Raw genomic sequence first — 17,127 nt, forward strand, 5'->3', positions numbered from 1 at the left:
CGATCATGTTGTTACTAAAGAGTTTCTCGTTTGGCATGCCACGTGCGGTTCAAAAGATGGGCGAGATACGTCTCACGATTAGCGATCCGAGGAGATCAACAATCTCGGAACTGCTCGCCGCAAAGTTGTTGAGGTTGCCTGTTGGTAATGGGATCACGACCGAGGACTTCGACACATGCAAGGATCGACTCGCGTGATGACCGAAGAGGTGGGCAGGCAGACTGCTGCCCAAGCCGTACCATTCGGCTCACATCCGTCGAACGAGTTTATGTCGAACCTGAGCCTGCCGACCATCGACAGCGGCAAACGAGCGAAGGAGAGCATATCATGGCAAACCAATTTGCAATGCACGATCCGGTCCGCCGTTCGAAAGCGACATCAAGTCAACTAGAACAGTTCTGCATTCCACGTTGCTTTGGGACCTTCCTAGAAGACATTGTGGCTGCAACCAATGGCGCTGCGTTCACCATATTGATCGCCCTACATCGGCGCATTCAGCGCATAGTCAACGCCCAATTGGAGAGCAACGCCCACAAACTCCGGAGTAATAAGGAGTTGTTAGCGCGGCTGCTCGAAGTGAACGAAAACGGAAAACTTGAGGCGTTTTGGTGGGAATACCTTCAGGACGCGGCCGAACGCTCCGCGTTAACTGCGGATGTCTTCAGAGTGACTGGCGACCTCTTCAACGAACATGAGGCGGCCGGATGTCCCCCCGTACTGTTCTACGAACATGAAGTAATCATGGATGGACGGGATTTGCCCGTAAAGTCCAATTATTTGTTGCTTCGTATAATCCCGCCAGATGATGTAGTGGTCGATGAAACTCGTCGCCCAGTTATTATAATCTGTCCGCGCGCTGGACATGGTGTAGGCGCTGGCGGCCACAACGCCGAAAGCCAAGTTGGTTGGGCACTGCGCTGCGGACATCAGGTCTACCTTATTTCGTTCCGACGCCTGCCGGAGGAGGGGCAGAATCTCTCTAGCGTCATGGAGACCGAAATGGTATTCGTCCGCGAGGTCGCGCGTCGGCATCCAAACGCCAGCAAACCAGTCTTGATTGGAAACTGCCAAGGTGGTTGGGCGACTCTTAACCTCGTTGCAACATACCCCGACTTGGAAGGTCCCGTCGTGGTCAATGGCGCTCCAGTGTCGTTCACCGCGGGCAAGCTCGGACACCACTCCTTCCGTTACAATGCAGGTCTACTCGGTGGGACTTGGACAGTCATGTTCCTGTCCGATCTTGGGGGCGGACTATTCGACGGCGCCCATCTCACATTGAATCTCTTGATGTTCAGACCTGATCGTCAGCTGTTCCGCTATTTCGATCTGTTCCGCGACGTAGACACGGCGCAGGAGACTTTTATTCGAGCCGAGACATGGTGGAGTAGCTTCTGCCTTCTCGCTGAGAACGAAATCCGTTGGATCATTGAACATCTTTTTGTCGGCAGTCGGCTCGTGAAAGGCCGAGCTCGATTGGAGCCTGGGCGACCAGCTATCGATCTGAAGGAAATCCGCGCACCCCTTGTCGTCTTTTCCAGCCACGGCGACCAAATTACTCCCCCAGCACAAGCAAGAACTACGCTTGCTCGGCAAGCGCATCATCTACTTACTAAACGATGAAGTTGGCCATCTCGGAATTTTCATCTCGTCAGATGTCATGAGCAAAGAGTACCACGAGGTCGTCACAACGCTAGATGCAATCGAGTTGCTGGCACCCGGTATCTATGAGCTATGCATTAAGAATTTCAAAGAGGTTGGAGCAAACGAGCCTTATTCTGTCGAAATCGCGGAGCGCAGCTTTGACGACATTAGAGCTCTCTGCGACAATTTTGATTGCGAAAGCGCCTTCACCGCCGTCAGCCGCGTCTCCGAGTTTCAGGCGCAGCTCTATCAGATGCTGGCACGCCCGTTTGTAAAGATGGCAGTCACGAATTTTGGAGCAGAACTCGGCCGGGCCATGCACCCGCTGCGTCTTTCGCGGACGTTAACGTCTTCAAACAATCCGTTCACTGGCAGCGTCGAGTATGCAGCCAAACTGGTAAGAGAATGCCGCCACAAAGCCTCAGAGGATAACCCCTTTCTAGCTGTGGAAGCTGCCTGGGTCCTGAGCGTTAGGTCGACCCTGGAGTTCTGGCGCGAGTGTCGTGACATGTCCAGTGAGATGTTGTTTCTCACCCTCTGGAACACGCCTTGGGTATGCTACATTGAACATTTCCGCAAGTGGAACGAAGAAAGCACCCTTGTTGATGATCGGCAGCAGGTATCCGGATCCATTACAGCGCTTTCGGACAGCAAAGCCGGCGGCTTCGTCGAAGCTGTCATTCGCATGTTGGTGCTCCTTGTGAAAGATCGTCACTCAGTACGCCGCGATCGTCTCAGGCGCTGGGTGGATGTCCTCAAAATTGAACCTTTTAAGTCGCTAGACACTGAACGCCTGCAAACCATAATTCGTCAGCAGGCATCTATAGCCAGCGATGAGGTGGAGCACGCGATCCAGACCCTGCCGATTCTGTTGCCCGAGTGCGAGAAGCGACGCCTTGCCTATCGCCTCGTATGCCATATCATCGGCCCAGCGAAGGAAATGCTTCCGGGAACTCGTGCATTGTTGCAGCAGTTCGCCGAAGTGCTCGAACAGCCTCGCGCCGAAGGCGATGTTGCTGAGAATCCATTGTCGATTGTCCCGGATCAGCGCCCATGAGACAGCGTTGGTTTAGTTGAGAAAAGAGGATTTTCGGCTCATCGTAGCTCTATCGAAGGAAGTGAACATGGGACATAAATCCGGGCCGCAGACATCGGCGGCCGAGAAGACAATCAAGGACATTCGGCGCCCCACGCGCAAGCATCATTCGGCCGAGGACAAAATCCGTATCGTGCTGGAGGGCCTTCGCGCCGACGACAGCATCGCCGCGATCTGCCGTCGCGAGGGGATCGCGGAGCGCCTGTATTATAGCTGGTTGAAGGAATTCCTGGAGGCGGGCAAGAAACGGCTTGCCGGTGACACCGCCCGCTCGGCGACCAGTGATGAGGTGAAAGCGCTGCGTCGTGAAAGCCGCGATCTGAAGGAGGCGCTAGTCAACGGCCGCCTTGTTGTTGTGCATTCGGGATTGGAGGCTATCCAGCTATGACCCAAGACGGTCGCGGGCTCGATTGAGGTGGAGCAAGCACGTTCGGGCACCATGGATCAACAATCTACGCAGATAGGAGCTGCTTGCTGATACCGAGCAACGTCGTCTTGCCTCCGGTTGAATACTCTCGGGGAACCAGACCGAGCCAAGCCGCCATGTCGCGTGCTCTGCGGAACTGCCGCCCAGTCCCGGCTGCAGCCATGAGACCCGTTGCCGCCAGAGCGCCAATGCCGGGAACGGTCATCAGTCGGCGTTCGGTGTCGCTGCCATCGGCGACGGCTTCAATCTGTCGACTTGCCTCTGCGATCCGGCTCTCCAGGTAGCGCATGTCCTCGAACACCGTCCAACGCGCGTCACGATCCTTCTGGGCAAGCTTGGCCGGCCTTGTCCTTCCAGGCCTCGGGGATCTCGCCCGCTTTGATCGCCTCTTTCTCGTCCTGGCTATTGTGCTGCTTGGGGGCCTGGATGATCGTTGCACCAACGATCTGACCGCCCTTGGCCAGGTAGCCGGACCGCAACAGATGCTTGTCGAAGCGGGGCGAACAGATTGTCGATGGCACCGGCCCGCACCAGGTTATCGCGAAACAGCCAGATCGTCTTGGCGTCCGGCACCTTCTCGGACAGGGAAAGGCCGAGGACCCGCATGAACGACAGCCGGTCCTGTATGACGAATTCAGCCTGGTTGTCGGAGAGATTGTAGAGCGCCTGTAGCACCAGGATCTTGAACATCAGCACCGAAGGAAAGGCAGGCCGTCCCCCCCTTCGATCCGTCGGATCGCTTCAGCGCCTTCGCCAAAGACTTCTCGAATACAGCCCAGGGAATGATGGCGTTGAGCTTCTCCAGCGGATCGCCGACGGCACTCACCTGCTGATACCGCTCGTCCAGATCCCAAAAACCAGGCTGTCCCCGCATCGTCCGTTCCCTGCAAGTCACGCAAGCCGGATTGAACAGGCCGTGTGATCATCCGTCACGCGGGCCAGGTAGTGGCCGATCATGCTCTCTGCCAGGGACGGCGACAACGGATCGTGGACCGGTCCCATTTTGTTGGCGTGGCTGGTAGCGAAGGACTGGTGCGCACAGCTCCAGTTGAGATAGCGCCAGCCGCCTTGCTGCGGCCGCTCGCCGAATACGAGGCGGTTGTTGGAGGAGGCTGGTGATGACGAACGTGGATCACGACCTGCTCATCGCAACACTCGATCGACTGAAACTGACGGCGATCCGCGATCAGCTCGACACTCTGCTTGACGAGGCGGCCCGCTCGAAGATGAACTTGCGCGAAGCTCTGGCATTCCTGGTATCGCGAGAGATTGCCCGGCGCGATGAGCGGCGCATCTCCATGTCGAGCAAGCTGGCGCAGTTCCCGTTCGTGCGCGAACTCGACGGCTTTGACTTCGAGGCGCAGCCGTCGCTTGATCATGGGCAAATCAGGGAACTGGCGACCTGCCGCTGGATCGCTCACGGCGATACGGTCCTATTCCTTGGGCCTCCTGGTACGGGTAAAACCCACCTTGCTGTCAGCCTTGGCCGCGAGGCGATACGTCAGAACTACAACGTGCAGTTCGTGACCGCTGCCACGTTGGTAGCGATGCTGGCCAAAGCACACAACGATGGTTCGCTCGACAAGCAATTGACGATCTTGTCGCGGCCGAAATTGCTGATCATCGACGAGCTCGGCTATCTTCCGTTCGAAGCCAACGCCGCCCACCTGTTCTTCCAATTGGTCTCTCGGCGCTATGAGAAGGGATCAATCCTGATCACCTCCAACCGCTCTGTGGGAGAATGGGGAAGCGTCTTTGGTGACCCAGTGGTTGCCACGGCGATACTGGACCGCCTGCTTCATCATTCGACCGTGATCACCATCCGAGGCGACAGCTATCGGCTTCGCGAAAAGCGCCGCTCCGGCCTTCTGCAGAAGGCCGGAGCGGCGCTTGAACCAAACGAAACGACCAATCAATGAAGGGGGTCAAATCTTCGTTTCGCCCAAGGGGTCAATTCCTCGCTTCGCTTGACAGAAGCGGGTGGCAAAGCCTATTCCGTCAGATCGATTGGCTCTCGGTGGCGGCCCCTCTTGGGGTAGTGCCGCCGGCGGCGGCGCGCGCCGAGCTCGGCCAGCTCTTCTTCGAATGGCAAGGCGAGGACCAGCCAGACCTGCTAGAAGGAGCCAAGTCGACGAGCAGACCACGTAATGGATGGCTACATTAAGTGCAAGGGCGAGAAGGGCCTCGTGCAGCGGCGACACCTAGCACACCATGAGAACTGTCAAAGTCTGTGAAATGCATTTCTCAAACGCCGCTGGGCCCAGGACGTCCGCTGGCGTTAGTCAGGGCAGCCATGCGACCGGCCTCCTGTAGCAAAATCTCTTGCATCCAAATGCTTGCCTGATCCCTGTTGCGACGGGCGGGCCACTGGACGGCCATGGTAAATGCTGGAAGTGCCAGCGGGAGCTCGACGATCCGCAAGGGAATTAACTTTGCGAAATGACAGGCGAGCCGCAAGGGTATGGTCGCTATACGCTCGGTCCCTGACAGCAGCGGCGGGATCAAGCTGAAGCCGGGCGCGACGACCTCAATGCGCCTCTTTAGACCGTGCTCGACCAGTAACCATTCTTCGATGGAGGGCTTCAGCGCAGGCCCGAACTTGGCTACAACATGCCCCATCGACAGGTATTTCTCAGGGGAAAGCTGCTGTGAAAGTTGTTTGTTCATGGCGCAGCCCACGCAGACGAGTGTCTCCTCAAACAGTCTCGCTTGGGGATGCGCGTTCGACATGAACTGCTCAGGAAGGATTAGGAAATCGATTTCACCGCGCCGGAGTAGCTCATTGGGTTCATCGGCGGGAGCCAGCAATTCAAAGCCGACGGCTGGAGCCTCCCGCGCCACACGCTCTACAACCTTTTCGAAGAAGACAAGTGTCACGAAATCGGACACAATAATTCTGAAACGTCGCTCGGACATGGCAGGATTGAACACGTCGCATGAAATGATGGAAAACTGAATATGAAGCAGAACATCGCGGACTGCGGGGGCAAGGGCTTTGGCACGCGGAGTTGGGAGGAATTTGCGGCCCTGCATTGTAAACAGCTCATCACCGAAATAGGTGCGTAGCCGGGCGAGAGCAGAACTCATGGCCGGCTGACTGAGGTTAATGCTACGTGCAGCTGCGGTGACGCTTTGTTGTGACATCAGAGCATCGAACGCAACTAGAAGATTGAGATCGAGGCCCTTAAAACGCATGCTTTGACGTGTCCACAGTGCGGGTCATTGACATCCAAACAGTAACTCTTATTGCCAAATGACGCCGTCGGGGTAACGGCGCTCAGGGCAAGTCACGGGTCTCTATGAAACCGCGAAACAGGGATCAGGCGCTCAGTAGAACTCAACCTGGCGTGTCTTAGACACCCTCATGCGAATGGGCGCTCGACCACAACGTGGCCGAGTCAATTTGACCGCAGCTAATCGTCATGATCATTTTAGCGGCGATGCAATTGCCATGAAGTGCGTGGCTGAATAGGCACCCGCGCGTCAAGATTCAGAATAGCTTTTGGTGTCGTGCAGCCTTGGTCTAGCGTATGGCCGCCTTGGTGCGTCAGCTCGCCGGCAGAGCACGCAGCCCCCATTTGTGCGTCCCACCGCCCACTGCTAAACCGCATCATCTTTGTTGGGCCTGGCTCCGGGCTGCAATGTCGTGGACACATCAATGGGATCTCTCTCCGATAAATGAATAGTAAGGACATCCTAGTGCTTTCTGACGTTTCCTTGCCATGCAAACTTCAAATCCCAACATGCGCTGCGGACATGATTGAGGAACTCCTTGCGAAGAAGCGTTAGCGAAACAGCGCTGGCGTAGGGCTCATCAACGCGGCCGGACAGGGCCGCTGGCGCGACACAGGTCCTGAGCGTCGGAGGTGAGGGCCTCCAGTTAGTACGAGCACATTGACCAAGAAGCATGAAAACGAATGTATCCATGGCGTGGATGACAGCCATGCGAAACTCGATTTTTGCACTCTCGGGGAATTCGACTAGAAAGGCGTGTGCACTATCGCAGGCAAAGTGGAATCACGCCGAGAGGCATTGTTGCAAAGGGATCATAATTGGCAGTTCGGGCATCCAATAAACTGAGTTCAGGAAACGAATATAATTTCGGCATATGTCGGGCATGCTGTTTTGGCGCGTTGAGCTAAACTCAAGTTAGGGAATGCCTGCAAATGTCTATACCGCGCCGGACCCTTGAACGCATCGTCATAGCCTAAGTGCTTCCAACCGACCCGCCGTTCGCTATCGTGAAAGGCGGAGGAAGGATTTTCTTAATCCCTCGCAAACGGCCAAGGGTGTGGGGTGAGAACATCATTGTCCGAGGAGAGAAAATTATGGATCACTCCGTTTGGAAGAGGTCACATTCGTTCATCGTTGACGGTGACGCCGCACAGCAACGACAGATGCCGAGCTTGACATCAATCGACCTGAACCTGCTGGTGGAGCTCGAAGCGCTATTGCAGTACCGGAATATAACACATGCGGCCCAACACATCGGCCGAAGTCAACCGGCAATGAGCCGGGCACTATCAAGACTGCGTGGCATGTTCAATGACGATCTGTTGGTTCGCGGCTCGCGCGGTTTGGTGCCGACGCCGCGGGCCGAACGCCTGGGCAATATGCTGCCGTCTGTATTGAACGCGATCCGCGAAATGGTGAATCGTAGCTTAACCCCCAGAGACATGCGCTGGAAGGCAACTATCGCGATTCCCGACCATCAAGCGCTCATCTTGCTTCCGCGTCTATTGCCCCGTCTGCAGGAGCGTGCACCTCATCTCGACATCGTCACCAATCCGCTGTTGGACTGTGCGCTGCGGCGGCTTGAGCAAGGTGAGATTGATTTAGCTGTTGGGCAGATCAGTGCCGCACCGCCGGGCTTCTTGCGGCGTAAGCTTTACGCGGACCGCCTCACCTGTCTGCTACGCCACGACCACCCAGTGCTAGAGCGAGAGTGGAGCATAAGTGCCTTCGCTGAGTTGCGTCACGCCTCCATTTTGTCAGACGCCAACGACCGCTTCGGTCAGGTCTATGACGAACTTTCCAAGCTGGGGATATTGGGCCGGTATCCGATCGCGGTCTCCAATGTGCTGACGGCGGCAGTTGTGATTGCGGCGACCGATCTTGTCCTCGTCATGCCGCATCGCATCGCTACCCAGATCGCTACCATGCTGCCGCTCGCGGTTCTCCATCCTCCCGTGGACCTGACGCCATATGAGGTTGCGTTGATCTGGCACGAGCGTTCCCATCGTGACCCGGAACATCAGTGGCTCCGCCACGAAATCGCCGCGGCAGCGCGACCTGACCGGAACGCACCAAACGACAAATCAAGGGGTGAGGAGACTGAATGATAGGCTTTGGGCTTTTGGACCGGGCGCGTCTCTCAGGAAGCCGGCCGCAGGACAATGCCCTCGGGCACCTCGCCTGCAGTGGCAAGAGGCCAGAGTGCAATCGGCAACGTGCAGGCAAGCGCCGCGATCATTTCTTCCAGTGGTTTTGCGGTCGTAGGCACGCTTTCGTCGAATCAGCGGGCACGGCGCCGTCCTTCTGGAACTGGAGAAAGCGCCAAGCGAGCTGAATAGTGCCACGCCGCACAGGCACTGCCGGTGCGCGCGCGAGCCCCTTCTCGCGGCGGCGCTATCGGGCCCAGGCACACCAGCGATGCTGGATATAAGGCTTCTGCAAAGGCTCACATTTGATCGCGGGAACAAATGTGGCGGCCGGACATTGCACCTAGGTTATCTCGATCAGAGTAACGAGTATGCCACCGTGGTCAAGAGCTGTGAGGGAAGGGCCTGTGGCAAACGGCTTTGCCATCAAAGTGGCTCAAATCCTGCGCTCGCGCTGCCCGAACGCACCGGGTCTGAGACTGAATATCTTAAGCGACTGAAGCACCCGGAGCTAATAGCGACTGCCTCGCTATTAGCTCTCACCAAGGTGTGCCCATCCATCGCACGCCTCAACTCGCGCAGGCTGGTCGCGCTTTTCTAGCGCCCTCACACCAGACGTTTCTACGGAGCTCAAGGTCGACGCTCCATAAGCCCGATGGGTAAGCCGACGCTTTTGTGCAATTGAAATGCTTGTCGCTGGCCTCGCGACATCGAACCTGGCACAAATCCGGACTTCGCGAAGGCCTGTTCGGCAAGGGCGATCAAGCTCTGCTATGATTACGCGAACCTGATGCATGCCTTGGCGCATTCACGGCACCGATGGTTGCCATGCAAACAAGCGATTTCTCGCATCTCGCCGCATGCTGCATAATCCTGCGACAGCACCATAGATCGCAGCAATGGGCACGCTGTTTCGTTTACCCCGTTGGGTGAGGCGGCTCGAGGAAGATTGCTTCCTAAACAAAGGAGTAATCCCATGCCGGACCAGTTGCACGTGCACACCGACATAGTGATCCGCAATGGCGCAGACCCGGTGAACTCCGACGCCCTGAAATGTGCTTTGCGCAGGATGGGCGGTGGCGTTAGCATCATCACCGCAGGGGAGGGTGAAGAGCGTACAGGAGCAACTGTTACTTCCGCGACTGCCCTCTCGATCGAGCCACCATGCATGCTCGTTTCCCTCAATCGTTCCTCGTCGACGTGGCCTGCCGTCGCGCGGTTCGAGCATTTTTGCGTCAACATCCTGGGCCACGCCCACGAGATACTGGCGAACCAGTTCGCCGGTCGAGGCGGGCTGAAAGGCGCGGAACGCTATCGCGGTGCTGAGTGGACGCAATTGATCAGCGGCGCGCCTGTCCTTAAGGATGCCGTGGCGGCCGTGGACTGCAAGGTTGAGGAAGCCATAGAACGATACAGCCATGTAATTGTGCTCGGCCGCGTCGTCGGCATTTGCATCGGCAACGGCGGCTCATTGGTTTATCGTGGCGGCCGCTATTTTCCACTAGCCGAGTAATGAGAGAGGCGAAGCTCACCGTGTTGAAGCTTTGGGCCTAATCGGGCCGCGAAGTCCTTGCCCTTATGGAGTTCCTACGCATCCGCTTTGCATTCACGAAAAGCGTACCATAGCCGCCGAGATTGCCCCCTGCACATGCACGATGGAGATGGCGGAAGCCTTGGGAGAAGCCAGCGCGACCATTGCTTCGATCCTTTGTTCAACACAGGTCAACCGGCTCTAGGACTGAGCAGCAGATCGGCGCTGCCGTGGAAAATCTGCGCCAACATGGAATGATAGCAACGACCCGAGCTGAAGGAGGTTTGGATGGCAGGGATTGCAGTCACAGGGATGGACCTGACGGCGGCGCAAGTTCGGGCTGCTGCAGCGAAGATGCGGGATGCCCTGGGGCGCGTCGGATGCTGGCGACTGCTCTGGTCTTGGAGGGCGTCGACCATAAGACGGCGGCCGAGACCTGTGGCATGGATCGCCAGACGCCGCGCGACTGGGTCCATCGCTACAATGCGGACGGGCTGAGCGGGCTTTCCAACCGTAGGTCACCGGGGCGCCCGCCATGGCTGACGCCGGCGCAGAAGGCCGCGTTGGTGGCGCTGGTGGAACAAGACCCCGATCCCGAGCGCTACGGCGTAATGCGCTGGCGGCGCAAAGACCTGAAGCGACGGATCGAGGAGATGCTCGGGGCTGTCATGCAGGAGCGCACTGTGGCCGCGCAACTGGCCGAACTCGCGTTCGTGCGGCTGACGCCGCGTCCCCGTCACCCGAAGCCAGGGGAAGGGACCCAGGGGGATGCAAAAAGACTTCCCCGCCGCAGTGGCAGAAATCGCCGGTGGCCTCGCCAAGGGTAAAATGATCGAATTGGTTCGAGTGTATGGTTCGCCTCCGCTTTGCAAGAAGAAACGACAGTCCCGTCAGATCCTGCTTCAGCGAATCCGGCTTATTTGGGCGAAATTGCCCAAGCCACAATGGGAGCCGCTGGAATGCCAGCCAACATGCGCCGGAACAAGCCTGGAAGGCGACGAAACGCTTTTGGCCATTTTGTTCGAAGAACGTGATCAGCCGTGATCTGGTGAATTATTGACGAAAAACGATGTCGGCCCCGATCTGCCTGATTTGCATGCGGTGGCTCCTTCTTTTTGGATGACGAAGCGTAGTCGCCCGAGAGGAGGCGACCTCATTCAAAAACATGAGGCAAATCGGCCAATAAGGAACATTGATACGGGTCTAGCCCCACGTGGAGCCTGTTCGCGCGGCCGCGGGACCGGCTACAAATGCCTACACCTTCGCCACCGTCTGCCCGGCGCGCCGCCCTAGCTTTCCGGTTTCGGCCCGGATTTCCTGCGGCTGGGGTCTCGAACCTGGCGCCCCAGCTCTAGATGCCGTAATGGGCCGGCGTCTCATGAGTAGCCAGTTGGGTGGCTGTCCCTCAGAATGATGATGTTTGGAAACGAGGTCCGAGCGATCGGCCTCAAGCATCATGAGAGGAACAGCCATGGAATATTATGCAGGAATCGACGTCTCGCTGAAAGAGAGCAGCGTGTGCGTGGTCGACGCGACGGGCAAGTTGGTTCGCGAGGTCAAGGTAGGCAGCGAGCCTGAATGCCTGGTCGGGTATTTTGATCAACTGGACTTTCCGGTAGAGCGCATCGGCCTTGAAGCGGGGCCGTTGTCCCAATGGCTACACGCGGCTCTCGTTGCTGCGGGTCATGAGGTGGTTTTGCTGGAAACGCGGCATGTGAAGGCGGCGCTTTCGGCGATGACGGTGAAGACCGACCGCAAGGATGCACGGGGGATCGCGCAACTGCTCCGCATGGGGTGGTATCGTCCGGTCCACGCCAAATCGTCGCCGGCCCAGGACACTCGGGCTCTCCTGGTTGGCCGCAAGCTTCTGCAATCCAAGCTGCTCGACGTCGAGCTCAGCATCCGGGGTATCCTGCGTGGCTATGGATTAAAGGTCGGCGAAGTCAGCCGAGGGCGTTTCGAGGCGCGCATCCGCGAACTGATTGCAGGGCATGCGATATTGTCGATGGTGATTGACGCGATGCTGACGGCGCGAGCAGCGCTGTGGAGCGAATTTACGAAGCTGCACCGCGAGATGCTCAGGATCGCCCGCGCCGACAGAGTTTGCCAACGGCTGATGAGTGCGCCGGGTGTCGGTGCCTTGGTTGCGCTGACCTACCGCTCCGCGGTCGATGATCCAGCCCGGTTCGAAAAGTCCAGCACAGTGGGTGCCTACTTCGGGCTGACGCCGAAGAAATATCAATCCGGCGAAACTGATCGCGATGGCGGTGTCAGCAAGGTCGGCGACGCGATGGTGCGAACCGCATTGTTCGAGTCTGCGCACATAATGCTGACGCGGGCGACGCGCTTTTCCAGTCTAAAGCGCTGGGCGCTCGATGTGGCCAGGCGTCGCGGGATGAAGCGCGCGAAGGTTGCCCTCGCACGCAAACTGGGTGTCGTACTTCACCGCATGTGGATGGATGCGACGGACTTTCGCTGGAGCGCAAACCCTATGGCGGCATGAAGAGAGCTACGTGATTGACGCGGGCAAGTGCAAGGCTTGCGTCTGATGAGGTCCCGTCGCTGGGACGCAGGCTTGGCAAGGTCGTGTGTAGTGCTGTGACCGCTTCGGCGAAGCACGCTTTCTAGATTGACCTGTCGGCTTGTTGATCTGATGGCATAGTGTGGCGGTCTTCGTGCTGACCACGGACAGAAGCATGGCCTCAGCGACGAGATAATCATTCAGAGGGACTTGACGAACAAAGGCCCATTACAGAAGCATTACAGTTGCATTTTAGTTTTCAGATGAGCTCGTCGAGCGGCGGCCTGATGGGCTCGCCTCCAGCATGACCATGCGATGATGTAGGCTGGCTTTATGCGACGCTTGGCAAGCCTGGTGGCAATGCGCCGGATTTCCTGGACGGACCAGCGGATCAGATCTTGATGGTCGGCATCCTCGGTCTTTTTTGGGGTGTCGCGTCGTTGGCGCGGTACCGGATCACTGCCAGCATGGCGAATGCGAGCATGACGAGGGAGACGTGGCGATGCCAGCCATGCCATGATCGGGTCTCATTGTGATCGAGACCAAGCTCGTTTTTGGCAGTCTCGAAGCTGTCTTCGATCGCCCAACGATGGCCTTCCACCGTCACCAGCTTTTCCATGGACGTGCCAACCGGGCACCATGTGGAGAAGAAAGCAAGATCGCCATCGGCGATGCTGCGGCGGATCAGCAGTCCGCGTGTCCAGATACCGGGGAATGCCGCGTCGAAAACATCGGCGTCGAGATCGGCCAGTTCGAGATATGCCCAATCATGCAACCGTGCGCCTTTTGTGCCATCGCCTGCCGACAGGCGTCGCCAGAAATTCTCAGGCAGGGCTTCAGCGATGTCCTTCGCCGTGCCGGCCACAGCAAGCGGCTTACCCCAGGAGCGGAAGGGATGGTTGGCGTTCACGCCCAGCACATAGCCCTTGGCGGCTCGCTTGAGTGCCATTTCGATGTCGCCCACGCCATAAACACTATCGGCAGCCACCCAGGAAAACGGCGCATCCGAAGCGATCGCCCGCTCGATCATCGTGAGCGCCAATGCCGGCTTGGTCAGAAAGCCGATATTGTCCGGCACATGGGTCCTGGCCATACGTTCCCGGTCATCCGTCCAGGCTTTCGGCAGATAGAGTGCCCGGTCGATGAAGGCATGACCATGCAGGGAGACATACGATGCGAACACGCCGATCTGGCAATTGGTGATCTTGCCCGCCGAACCTGTATATTGCCGACCGACCCCGCAGGACGCCTTGCCTTGCTTGAGAAAACCAGTCTCGTCGATCACCAGGACTGCATCAGGATCAGCCAGTGTCTCAAGGACATAGCCACGAACGATGTCGCGCAAAGCATCCGCATCCCAGTGTCCCCGGCCCAAAATCGCCTGTTGCCGCCACGGGCCGGGATCGCCAGCCGCTTCCGCGCGCATCCATCCCGTCTTGCGCCGCTCGTCACCCAGCAAGCCGTCCAGAAAAAGGTTTGCCGATGCGGCAACGCGCTCCTGCGTAAACAATCCGCTCATACGACCCTTCACCTCGCGCAGCGAGGATGCCCAAAGCTCCAGCGTCGTCTCTATCGATGCACCAATCATCCATGACCTCCGAATCATGGAGACCTATAGATTCAGGCAATGCAAATAAATGCAACTGTAATGCTTCTGTAATGGGCCTTTGTTCGTCAAGTCCCTCTGAATGATTATCTCGTCGCTGAGGCCATGCTTCTGTCCGTGGTCAGCACGAAGACCGCCACACTATGCCATCAGATCAACAAGCCGACAGGTCAATCTAGAAAGCGTGCTTCGCCGAAGCGGTCACAGCACTACACACGACCTTGCCAAGCCTGCGTCCCAGCGACGGGACCTCATCAGACGCAAGCCTTGCACTTGCCCGCGTCAATCACGTAGCTCTCTTCATGCCGCCATAGGGTTTGCGCTCCAGCGAAAGTCCGTCGCATCGTATCCGTCCGAGCGAGACCGCCTTTGAATATTGGATAAAACTGTTCAGACCCTGTCCTTATTCCCAGGCATAAGGACAGTTGGGCAGATGGAGATTTTTGAAGGGGACAGCGGGTCTCGGGTGAGCCGTCTTGAGGTGATCAACACCGGACGGCGGCGTCGATTTACTGAGGATGAGAAGCTGCGGATTGTCGCAGAAAGCTTTGCGGGGAGAGGCCGGGCGTCGGCCACGGCCCGTCAGTACGGCATCAGCCGCTCGCTGTTAAACCGTTGGCGCAAATCGGTTCGCCAGGGTTTGCACAGCCAGAAACAAACCGATGGTTTTGTGCCGGCGTTCGTCATGCCGGAAACTTTTGTGCCGGTGAAGCAGGTCACTCCACCTGCTGCGATGGAGCATCCGGTAGCGCCTCCTTCCGGCCGCATGGAGATTGTCGCGGCGAACGGCCGTCGTGTGGTCGTGGACGGCAGCGTCGACGTTGAGGCGCTGCTGCGGATCATGCGGGGTCTGGAGACGTTGCGGTGATCACGCTTCCTTCCGGTCAAAATGTGCGGGTGTGGATTGCAACGGGCCATACCGACATGCGGTGTGGGTTTCCATCGCTTGCGTTGCGGGTGCAGGAGGTGCTGAAACTGAACCCTCTGGACGGCAATCTTTTTGTATTCCGCGGTCGTAGCGGATCGCTGATAAAAGTGATCTGGAGTGACGGCCAGGGGAGCTGCCTTTTTACAAAAAAGTTGGACCGCGGCCGGTTCGTCTGGCCGTCTGCGGAAGGCGGCGCGATCGCGATATCACCCGCGCAGCTGAGTTATCTTCTGTCCGGGATCGACTGGAGGCACCCTCAAGAAACCTGGCGGCCGACGAAGGTCGGCTAGCATTATTCAATTGAAAATACAGGGGAAATCTGATCGAATGGCTTCATGATCTCAAAGCCTGTCGATCTTCCTGTGGATGTTGTTGGCGCTTACCTGGCGCTGCTTGGCGAGCATGAAGCCTTGCAGGCTAAACACGCTATCGCAGTTGCGGAAGCGGCCAATGCGCAGGCGATGCTCTCTGACAACGAGGCGCTGATCGTTGCTCTGGAATTGAAGATCGAGAAGCTCAGGCGCGAGTTGCGAGGCCAGCGCTCTGAACGCACGGCGCGCCTGCTCGACCAGTTGGAACTGCAGCTCGAGGAACTCGTGACGGCGGCGACGGAGGACGAGGTCGCGGCACAGGCAGCAAGCGCCAGAACCTCGAGCGTACGTTCGTTCACGCGCAAACGACCGGTGCGCAAGCCATGGCCGGACGATATCGAGCGCGAACGTATCGTCATCGAGCCGCCGACGACTTGCGCCTGCTGTGGTGGTTCACGCTTGTCGAAGCTGGGCGAGGACGTCACCGAGACGCTGGAAGAGATTCCGCGCCGGTTCAAGGTGATCGAGACGGTGCGGGAAAAGTTCACGTGCCGTGACTGTGAGGCGATCAGTCAGACGCCGGCACCGTTCCATGCCACGCCGCGCGGCTTCATCGGTCCTCATCTGTTGGCGACGATCCTGTTCGACAAGTTCGGCATGCACAGCCCGCTCAACCGGCAGAGTGCCCGGTTCAAATGCGAGGGGATCGATCTTTCGACCTCGACGCTGGCCGACCAGGTCGGGTACGCAACAGCCGCTCTCATGCCTGTCTTCGATCTGATCGAGGCGCATGTCTTTGCGGCCGAGCGTCTTCACGGTGATGACACCACCATTCCCATTCAGGCCAGGGACAAATGCACGACCGGACGCATATGGACTTACGTATGCGATGACCGGCCATTCGGGGGAACAGCGCCGCCAGCCGCAATCTATTATGCGTCGAGTGACCGGCGCGGCGAACATCCGCAGAAGCACCTGGCCAGATACGGCGGCATTCTACAGAGCGATTGCTACAATGGCTTCGAGCCGATCGCTGTTGCCGCAACGAAAGAGGTGCCGATCACCTTCGCCTTTTGCCATGCGCATGCGCGGCGTAAATTCTTTGAGCTGGCCGATATCCAGAAGAATGCGCGGGATCGCAAACGCAAGGGCAAGCCGATCTCGCCGATCGCGCTTGAGGCCGTCAAGCGCTACGACGAATTGTTCGGGATCGAGCGGCAGATCAACGGATTGAGTGCCGAAGAACGACTGGCTGCGCGGCAGGAGAGAAGCAAGCCGCTGTTCGATGACATGCACGAGTGGTTGACGAAGGAACGCGCCACGCTCAGCAGATCGTCCGAGGTCATCGAGCCGATCGATTACATGCTCAAGCGCTGGGAGGGCTTTGCCCTCTTCCTCGAAGACGGTAGAGTTTGTCTCACGAACAACGCAGCCGAGCGGGCGCTGAGAAGTGTCGCATTGGGAAGACGGAACTGGACCTTCGCCGGTTCCCAGCGTGGGGCCGATCGTGCCGCTGTCATGCTGACCGTCATCACCACCTGCCGCCTCAACGATGTCGACCCAAAGGCGTGGCTTGCCGATGTCCTGGCTCGCATCGCCGACCATCCTGTGACGCGCCTGCACGAACTGCTGCCCTGGGAGTGGAAACGTGCATCGCCGGCAACCGTAATGCTGGCGGCCTGACG

Annotated in this window: 10 protein-coding genes and 4 pseudogenes; 11 read left to right on the top strand and 3 right to left on the bottom strand. The window is 58.1% G+C overall.

Annotated elements, in window-relative coordinates:
• Positions 1–345: 345 nt before the first annotated feature.
• Positions 346–2,698 (top strand): annotated as a pseudogene (locus ACK9YZ_RS34200) (DUF3141 domain-containing protein).
• A 67-nt stretch (positions 2,699–2,765) separates the two neighbouring features.
• Positions 2,766–3,077: pseudogene (locus tag ACK9YZ_RS34205) on the top strand (transposase); the annotation flags it as partial.
• A 45-nt stretch (positions 3,078–3,122) separates the two neighbouring features.
• Here the strand turns inward: ACK9YZ_RS34205 and ACK9YZ_RS34210 are convergent.
• Positions 3,123–4,038, bottom strand: a pseudogene (locus ACK9YZ_RS34210) (transposase); the annotation flags it as partial.
• 38 nt (positions 4,039–4,076) lie between these two features.
• On the opposite strand from ACK9YZ_RS34210, the pseudogene ACK9YZ_RS34215 reads away from it, so the two are divergent.
• Positions 4,077–4,283, top strand: a pseudogene (locus tag ACK9YZ_RS34215) (IS21 family transposase); the annotation flags it as partial.
• Positions 4,283–5,083, top strand: a complete 801-nt coding sequence (gene istB / locus ACK9YZ_RS34220; protein ID WP_416068524.1) for an IS21-like element ISSme2 family helper ATPase IstB — start codon at positions 4,283–4,285, stop codon at positions 5,081–5,083. The pseudogene ACK9YZ_RS34215 and the gene istB, both read left to right, overlap by 1 nt.
• A gap of 325 nt (positions 5,084–5,408) precedes the next feature.
• On the opposite strand, the gene ACK9YZ_RS34225 is transcribed toward istB, so the two are convergent.
• Positions 5,409–6,359 (bottom strand): LysR family transcriptional regulator, encoded by a 951-nt coding sequence (locus ACK9YZ_RS34225; RefSeq protein ID WP_416068525.1) that lies wholly within the window; start codon positions 6,357–6,359, stop codon positions 5,409–5,411.
• Between the two features lie 1,133 nt (positions 6,360–7,492).
• Here ACK9YZ_RS34225 and ACK9YZ_RS34230 point away from each other — a divergent pair.
• The 4 genes from ACK9YZ_RS34230 to ACK9YZ_RS34245 all read left to right on the top strand — a co-directional run bounded on the left by ACK9YZ_RS34230 (position 7,493) and on the right by ACK9YZ_RS34245 (position 12,579).
• A complete protein-coding gene (locus ACK9YZ_RS34230) occupies positions 7,493–8,506 on the top strand; it encodes a LysR family transcriptional regulator (RefSeq protein WP_416068526.1) in 1,014 nt (337 codons plus the stop codon).
• 1,015 nt (positions 8,507–9,521) lie between these two features.
• The gene (locus ACK9YZ_RS34235) at positions 9,522–10,058 is read left to right on the top strand and encodes a flavin reductase family protein (protein WP_416068527.1); all 537 of its coding nucleotides are present in this window, start codon (positions 9,522–9,524) and stop codon (positions 10,056–10,058) included.
• Between the two features lie 398 nt (positions 10,059–10,456).
• Positions 10,457–10,903: a helix-turn-helix domain-containing protein gene (locus tag ACK9YZ_RS34240; RefSeq protein ID WP_416068528.1), complete on the top strand. Its 447-nt coding sequence runs from the start codon at positions 10,457–10,459 to the stop codon at positions 10,901–10,903.
• A gap of 644 nt (positions 10,904–11,547) precedes the next feature.
• Positions 11,548–12,579, top strand: a complete 1,032-nt coding sequence (locus ACK9YZ_RS34245) for an IS110 family transposase (RefSeq protein ID WP_099086550.1) — start codon at positions 11,548–11,550, stop codon at positions 12,577–12,579.
• Between the two features lie 409 nt (positions 12,580–12,988).
• On the opposite strand, the gene ACK9YZ_RS34250 is transcribed toward ACK9YZ_RS34245, so the two are convergent.
• Positions 12,989–14,203, bottom strand: a complete 1,215-nt coding sequence (locus tag ACK9YZ_RS34250) for an IS701 family transposase (protein WP_416068529.1) — start codon at positions 14,201–14,203, stop codon at positions 12,989–12,991.
• 433 nt (positions 14,204–14,636) lie between these two features.
• On the opposite strand from ACK9YZ_RS34250, the gene tnpA reads away from it, so the two are divergent.
• The 3 genes from tnpA to tnpC are packed head-to-tail and all read left to right on the top strand — an operon-like array spanning position 14,637 to position 17,125.
• Positions 14,637–15,071 carry an IS66-like element accessory protein TnpA gene (tnpA, locus tag ACK9YZ_RS34255; protein ID WP_416068530.1) on the top strand — a complete coding sequence of 145 codons (435 nt, stop codon included), beginning with the start codon at positions 14,637–14,639 and terminating at the stop codon, positions 15,069–15,071.
• 56 nt (positions 15,072–15,127) lie between these two features.
• Positions 15,128–15,421, top strand: a complete 294-nt coding sequence (tnpB, locus tag ACK9YZ_RS34260; protein WP_112982801.1) for an IS66 family insertion sequence element accessory protein TnpB — start codon at positions 15,128–15,130, stop codon at positions 15,419–15,421.
• 45 nt (positions 15,422–15,466) lie between these two features.
• Entirely contained in the window at positions 15,467–17,125 is a 1,659-nt protein-coding gene (gene tnpC, locus ACK9YZ_RS34265) for an IS66 family transposase (RefSeq protein WP_416068531.1), read from the top strand.
• Positions 17,126–17,127 lie beyond the last annotated feature (2 nt).

It is taken from the genome of Rhizobium sp. ZK1, from assembly GCF_047782645.1.
Taxonomy (GTDB): Bacteria; Pseudomonadota; Alphaproteobacteria; order Rhizobiales; family Rhizobiaceae; genus Rhizobium.

Coding starts and splice junctions, on each gene's coding strand:
- istB (WP_416068524.1), top strand. CDS start 4,283: ATGACGAACGTGGATCACGACCTGCTCATCGCAACACTCGATCGACTG.
- ACK9YZ_RS34225 (WP_416068525.1), bottom strand. CDS start 6,359: ATGCGTTTTAAGGGCCTCGATCTCAATCTTCTAGTTGCGTTCGATGCT.
- ACK9YZ_RS34230 (WP_416068526.1), top strand. CDS start 7,493: ATGGATCACTCCGTTTGGAAGAGGTCACATTCGTTCATCGTTGACGGT.
- ACK9YZ_RS34235 (WP_416068527.1), top strand. CDS start 9,522: ATGCCGGACCAGTTGCACGTGCACACCGACATAGTGATCCGCAATGGC.
- ACK9YZ_RS34240 (WP_416068528.1), top strand. CDS start 10,457: ATGCTGGCGACTGCTCTGGTCTTGGAGGGCGTCGACCATAAGACGGCG.
- ACK9YZ_RS34245 (WP_099086550.1), top strand. CDS start 11,548: ATGGAATATTATGCAGGAATCGACGTCTCGCTGAAAGAGAGCAGCGTG.
- ACK9YZ_RS34250 (WP_416068529.1), bottom strand. CDS start 14,203: ATGATTCGGAGGTCATGGATGATTGGTGCATCGATAGAGACGACGCTG.
- tnpA (WP_416068530.1), top strand. CDS start 14,637: ATGGAGATTTTTGAAGGGGACAGCGGGTCTCGGGTGAGCCGTCTTGAG.
- tnpB (WP_112982801.1), top strand. CDS start 15,128: ATGCGGTGTGGGTTTCCATCGCTTGCGTTGCGGGTGCAGGAGGTGCTG.
- tnpC (WP_416068531.1), top strand. CDS start 15,467: ATGATCTCAAAGCCTGTCGATCTTCCTGTGGATGTTGTTGGCGCTTAC.